Source organism: Pengzhenrongella frigida (assembly GCF_004168625.1).
Taxonomy (GTDB): Bacteria; Actinomycetota; Actinomycetes; order Actinomycetales; family Cellulomonadaceae; genus Pengzhenrongella; species Pengzhenrongella frigida.
Genome location: NZ_SDWW01000087.1, coordinates 1 through 5,419 on the forward strand (window position 1 = coordinate 1; position 5,419 = coordinate 5,419).

Genomic DNA, 5,419 nt, shown 5'->3' on the forward strand with positions numbered 1-5,419 from the left:
TTTTCCCAGGTCGGAAGGGCATTCTCACGTCACCACGCCCATCACCGACAAACCCCCATCGGTGGATCCAGGCTAAGCGACAGGTAAGCGGCGCTCGGTCGCGGCGACTCGTACACGAGTCTTAGGTCCGGTTCGGCCGCGTGGGCTGCGACACTGCGAGCATGTGGATCGACGATGCAGGGGTGCTCAACACCGTGGCGCTGCCGGATCCGACCGCGCCCATGACGTCGGGCTTCCGTGATGGGCTGGATGTGCTCATTGCAGAGCGCCGCACCGATCTTCGAACGACCCTCGATCTGGCCGAAGAGCGCGCCTTCGACTCCGACTGGTCGAACCTGCCCAAGGATGATGTCTACGTTGCGCCCCGCCTCCGATTGGGCTTTTACGGGGCGCCATAGTCACCCTGGAGGACGTCGCCCAGGTGATTGCGGAGGTCAACCCGCGCTGGCGTCTGGACGCGATCATGGCTATCGCCGACTACGTCGACCAACGAGGTTGCCCGAGCGGATGCTCTGGCACCGGCATGACACCCGCGCGATAGGCGCAATCGACAACTAGCGACGGTCGCGTAACGACAGGTTTGCGGTGCCAACGAACGGACTCTCGCGCCGCGCGTCCGTCAGGTCGTCAGCGGTAGAGACCCGTCTCGAATGCCGTGCGGACCAGATCTGTCGCGATCGCGTCGTCCCCGAGGCAGCCGAGGGAGCAGACGACGACGCCGGGCTCCAAAACGTTGGACCAGACACCTTCGACTCCGAGGAGGATCACCACGCCGCGGACTTCGCGGGGAGAGACACCGTGGCGCGCTGCGACTTCTTCCGCGACATCGCGGGTAATCGCCCAGGGAATGTAGGCCTCGCCCGGGTCAGGCGATCTCGTGTGGTCGCTCCAATTGTGTGCCTCCCGAAAGAGTTCGACGACGGCCTTCTTGAGGGTGGGGCTACCCGTGAGGGCGTCGAAGTCTGGCGGGTCGCCGACGGTGCGGGCACGCTCGGCAGCCATTGGCGCAAGCCAAGCAGCGAAGTCTCGCCGATCGGATGGTTCGTGCGTCCGAGCCTCGAGGCTCAGGATCGCCCGCCACCAACCGGGCCATTGCGCGCCAGCCTGGTCTCGCTCTTCTTCGGTCAGAACGCTCAAGCGGTCCGGGGGCCGGTGACTCAGCGGCGGCGGCGATACGTCATCGACGACGGGCTTCAACTCGAGCGCGTCGCGGATATACAGCGCGGCATGCGGCATCGCGTCCACCGAGGTGCTCAACGACCACGAAGCTGAACCGGCGAATCGCATGATGTGCCTCTGCCCTCGACCGTCGGATCGGAAACGCTCGGTCCCCATCATGCTCGGAACCGTTCACTGCGGAGCCTCCAACGCCGCTTGGCGACAGTTAACCGCTGGCACGCTTAGCGTGATGGACGTTGGCTCGCCTGAAGGCGGTTTTTCGCACCTCCACGGATACGGCGTGTGCGGCCGTCGCTTTCGAGTGCCTCTTGGACCGCGATGCTGGAGGTCGACTCTGCTGCTCTTCGCTGAAGCCAGTCCGACCATCGACCTACTTCTTCCGCCGACGCTCTCGCATCCGATGTTTGATGGTCGCGAAGTGTCGCCACGTCACGCGCCCGGGCCAGGACACGGTCTCGGTCGTTAGTTGGTGCAACGCCAACCCATGTGGCCGCCGCGCTGCCCGGTTCTCGCTCGAGCATCTCGAAGGCCACACCGACCGAGAGTGCAGGGTCCTCCTCCTCGAGTGCGGCGTCGAGAAGTTGCTCCCTCAGCTCGGCCCGCTCGAAGACGGCTCGGTAGACGGACCAGCGCCAGTGCTCGTCACCGGCGTCCCCTTTCATCTGGACTGCGCCGGCCAAGCGGTCAAGCGCCATGAGATTCGCAGCGTCCTTTGGGCTCATGAACTCATCCTCGCCGTTCCTGCAAGCTCCTGGCTCCGGGCTCGGATAGGCCACGGCACACCGGTCCGCGGGATGACCTCACGGGATACGCCCAACGACAGCTAGCGATCGTCACGTAACGACAGCAATGCGGTGTTGACCGTAGGTGAACGCCTCAGGGGATCCGGAATCAACGACGCAGGCTCCGGCGGCGTCCCTCCTTCTTCTCACGGCGGCGCCGCAGTTTGATTTCCGACAACAGGAGCACGGGGGCCAGCGAGTCAATCCGTGTGCGCTGGGCCTCGGCCTCGTCGTAAGCCACCGCCCCGCCTCAGAGGCCGCAAAGTGCGTTGAAGGTCCTCCCCCGGGAGCGGATCACGCCGTCGTCATCAGCGACAAAGGCTTCGAGCAGAGGAGCGGTGTCCTCGGTGCCGTCCCGCCACATCGCGGCTCGGGCGCCCGCAAGAAGGGTGGGGATTTCCTCTAGGTCGTCGTACATGACGTCGCGAGCACGGAGTGGACCCTCAGCCGGAAGCCACACGATTGTGACGCCTTCGTCCGATGGCAGGCTCGCGATCGCGGCGCCAACGTCGGGCAGGAGGTCAGGCCATACCCAGACCTGTGCGCGAGGGCGCAGAACAACGCGTGGCGAGTCGGCCGTGAGGCGGTGCCACCGCGTCCACGCCCCAAGCTCTTGCAGCAGCACGGCGCCCTCAGAGGCGCTGAGGCGGTCCACGTCCGCCCAGAACGTGTCACCGACCGGTACGGAACCGTCAGTTCCGTGGTCAGGCGTCCCGTCCGCGGGGTCGGCCGGAGACATGTCGAACGGCTCGGGGAACAGGCCTCCCGCGAGTGCGCCCGCCACGGCGACCGGACATGGCGTGGCGGCGCCGATGTACATGTAGACGTCCCACCCGACGTCGACGAGCATGCGACCTTCGGCTTCGAGCAGACACCGCTGCGCCGGCTCTCGGAGCATGTCCTGCACTAGCAGGCGTGCGCCGGGGATGTCGACGTGAGCACCGTCGACGTAGCCCGCGAGATCCTTGCCAAACAAGGTGGCGAGCATCTCGCCTGGCGCCCGCGGCGCATCGTCTGGGCTGTCGCCATTCAAGCGGGGTGACCGAATGGTTAGGCGGGTTACCCCGAGCTCGCACGCGAAGGCGTCGACGGCATCAAGGTAGGCGGCCTCGAGTGGTCCCTCGTCGCTGATCGAGTCAACCTCGCCGATGTAGAAGCCGTCCGTGTCGCGGTCCAGGGGGTCGTACTGCGTGACCCGATAGGTGAACGGAGTTGCACAGCGACGATCCTTTGCTCGAACAGCTCGCGCCCAGCGAGGTTCTTGGATCATCGCACCTGCCCGGTGACGAGATGGCGCAGCGCATCGGGGTTTGAGTGCGGTCCTCGCTCTCCTAGCCGGAGGGCAGGCCGAAGCGACGAGACCCCAAGTCACCGGGCCCGAGGACGTGAGGAGGAAACCATGGTGTCGCGATCGGGGAACTTCATGACCGCGCAGCCACTAACCACCACTCAGGACGCCGGCGACCCAGCACTTTGCGACAGCGAAGCGGCGGTCCCGACCTGGATGCCCGATCCCGGCTCAGAGTCCGAAAGTCTCCACGACTCGGTCGGTGAGGCCGTCTTCAATCATCGCGGTGTCGACTTCGATGATGGGCAGTCTGAGACTCGTCGCTTCCTCGCGGAGGCGATCGGTGAACATCCGGTCACGCTCGAGCAAGTTCTCCAGGGCCCTGGCCGGATCACTGGTCTTCCCTGCGATCTCCCACGATGAGCCCCGACTGGAGAAGGCGGCCCGACGAAAGTCCGGTGTCGGGAGCAGCCAGACGGCGTGATTCGGTGAGGCGAGCAAGGGCTGCACGAGGCGAGGGAGCAGGCGGAACCCCTCGGCGATAGCCGGTGGTCCTGCGGGAAGGTGCAGGAGGTCGTCGATGACCTCGCCGAAGCCCTCGCCCTGAAACCAGTGGAACGTCTCGAGCATCGTCTGGGGTGATCGGTTCACCCAGCGCTCGTCCATGTCCATGGCGAGGAACTCGCTCAAGAACGGCGCGTCTTCGGGCTCGCTCCGGCTGGCGTGATCGGCCATCACGTCATCGGACATGTACAGACCCAGACCGTGCCGGGCCGCGACACGGCGGGCAACGGTCGACTTGCCGGCGCCACTGCCGCCACCGATCCAGTAGACGTCGTGCAGCCGTTGGCGCAGCGCTTCGCCGTCGTCATCCTGGCCGCGCCGTCCACCGAGCATTCAGTCGAGCCCGTCTGCGGCACTCGGTTCGACGGACGGTGCCGCGTCGTCGGGACGGTGAGGATGATCGAGCGCCTCGGGCCACTGATGTTCGGGCAGGAGCTCGCGGAGCGGCGCAGACCGGTACCGCCCCAGGACGATCTCGGTGTCGAGGTTGGCGGGGTCGATCTGGCGGATGAACTCGCGGCACCGTCCGCAGGGTGGCAACACGTGCAGGTCACCTGTCTCGTTGCGCCACACCGCGACGATCCTGGCGATCTGGTACTCACCGGCCGTGACCATCGTGGCGATCGCACTGTGCTCGGCGCAGAAGCCGGTGCCAGAGCCCGTGTCGATGCAGACCCCGGCGTACTGGTTGCCGGCCACGGTGACGAGAGTGGCGCCCACGTCTCCGAAGAGGCGGTCACCGACGCGGTGCGGGCGAATCATTTGCTCAGCTGCCGCGATCAACTCATCATGTCGGTTTGCCACACGGCGACGCTACCGCGGGGCCGGTTGCGTCCTTTCCACGAGTTACACGCCAACCCGCCCCGAACGACGCCCGTGCTTCCCCGCCATGCCTACGAATGCTGGACGTCGATCGCCACAAAGCCAGTTGGGTGCTGTCCGAACCGGGCCCCATGAGGCGGTCACGGGTGGAGGCCGTGTCTTCGACGGGAATGGTCGGGTTGATCTTCAGGGCGCCGCTCGAACGCGTCGCGCCGGTTAGTGCGGCGCTCGAGGGACGTCTTCAGCATTGCTCGTGCAAGCCGCGGCGGGAGGAGCGAGAACTGGTTGCCACCGTCGAAGCGTGATTGCGGCCAGGGCCGTCGGAATCGTTGCGAAAGCAATGCTGTAGGCCAGAATCTGGGGCACGGAGAGGCCGTCGCTGGCGGTGAAGCGAATGAGGATGACACTGACGGCGATGGCGACTATCCCTGCGGTGAGGCTCGCTCGTATCAGCGCCGCGGTTCGGTGTGGTTCTCCCCGAGCAGGGAGGCGTCGGGCGAAGGCAAGCACGATGAGTCCCAGGAGAGCACCCAAGGCTGCGCCTGGCGGCGTGAGGAGCAGGAGTGAAAGCAGTATCGCTCCCAGCGATTGCACTGCGCCGTCCAACCCCATGCTGACCGCCACGACGAGGCCGGGCAGAACAACAAGCGCGGCTGGAATGACGGCTCCGGCCAGGATCCAGTCGCGAAGTCGAACCATTGATCCACCCTAGCCCGGATCTTTCACGGGGTGCCGGCGCGCGGTCGTGACGGCGCGGTGGCCGTCGTCGCGGTGTGATTTTCGC

Annotated in this window: 6 protein-coding genes; 1 reads left to right on the plus strand and 5 read right to left on the minus strand. The window is 66.0% G+C overall.

Annotated features, from left to right (window positions below):
- Positions 1-161: 161 nt before the first annotated feature.
- On the plus strand, positions 162-398 hold the full coding sequence (locus tag EUA98_RS19185) for a hypothetical protein (protein ID WP_130104286.1): 237 nt from the start codon (positions 162-164) through the stop codon (positions 396-398).
- Positions 399-627: 229 nt separating this feature from the next.
- Here the strand turns inward: EUA98_RS19185 and EUA98_RS19965 are convergent, their stop codons facing one another.
- The 5 genes from EUA98_RS19965 to EUA98_RS19205 all read right to left on the minus strand — a co-directional run bounded on the left by EUA98_RS19965 (position 628) and on the right by EUA98_RS19205 (position 4,533).
- Positions 628-1,257, minus strand: a complete 630-nt coding sequence (locus EUA98_RS19965; RefSeq protein ID WP_165372922.1) for a hypothetical protein — start codon at positions 1,255-1,257, stop codon at positions 628-630.
- Positions 1,258-1,400: 143 nt separating this feature from the next.
- The gene (locus EUA98_RS19970) at positions 1,401-1,901 is read right to left on the minus strand and encodes a hypothetical protein (RefSeq protein ID WP_165372923.1); all 501 of its coding nucleotides are present in this window, start codon (positions 1,899-1,901) and stop codon (positions 1,401-1,403) included.
- Between the two features lie 310 nt (positions 1,902-2,211).
- Positions 2,212-3,231, minus strand: coding sequence for an RNA-binding protein (locus EUA98_RS19195; protein ID WP_130104287.1), 1,020 nt, complete (start codon positions 3,229-3,231; stop codon positions 2,212-2,214).
- A 249-nt stretch (positions 3,232-3,480) separates the two neighbouring features.
- Positions 3,481-4,146 carry a P-loop NTPase family protein gene (locus EUA98_RS19200; protein WP_130104288.1) on the minus strand — a complete coding sequence of 222 codons (666 nt, stop codon included), beginning with the start codon at positions 4,144-4,146 and terminating at the stop codon, positions 3,481-3,483.
- On the minus strand, positions 4,147-4,533 hold the full coding sequence (locus EUA98_RS19205; protein WP_207219167.1) for a cytidine deaminase family protein: 387 nt from the start codon (positions 4,531-4,533) through the stop codon (positions 4,147-4,149).
- Between the last annotated feature and the right edge of the window lie 886 nt (positions 4,534-5,419).

Coding starts and splice junctions, on each gene's coding strand:
- EUA98_RS19195 (WP_130104287.1), bottom strand. CDS start 3,231: ATGATCCAAGAACCTCGCTGGGCGCGAGCTGTTCGAGCAAAGGATCGT.
- EUA98_RS19200 (WP_130104288.1), bottom strand. CDS start 4,146: ATGCTCGGTGGACGGCGCGGCCAGGATGACGACGGCGAAGCGCTGCGC.
- EUA98_RS19185 (WP_130104286.1), top strand. CDS start 162: ATGTGGATCGACGATGCAGGGGTGCTCAACACCGTGGCGCTGCCGGAT.
- EUA98_RS19970 (WP_165372923.1), bottom strand. CDS start 1,901: ATGAGCCCAAAGGACGCTGCGAATCTCATGGCGCTTGACCGCTTGGCC.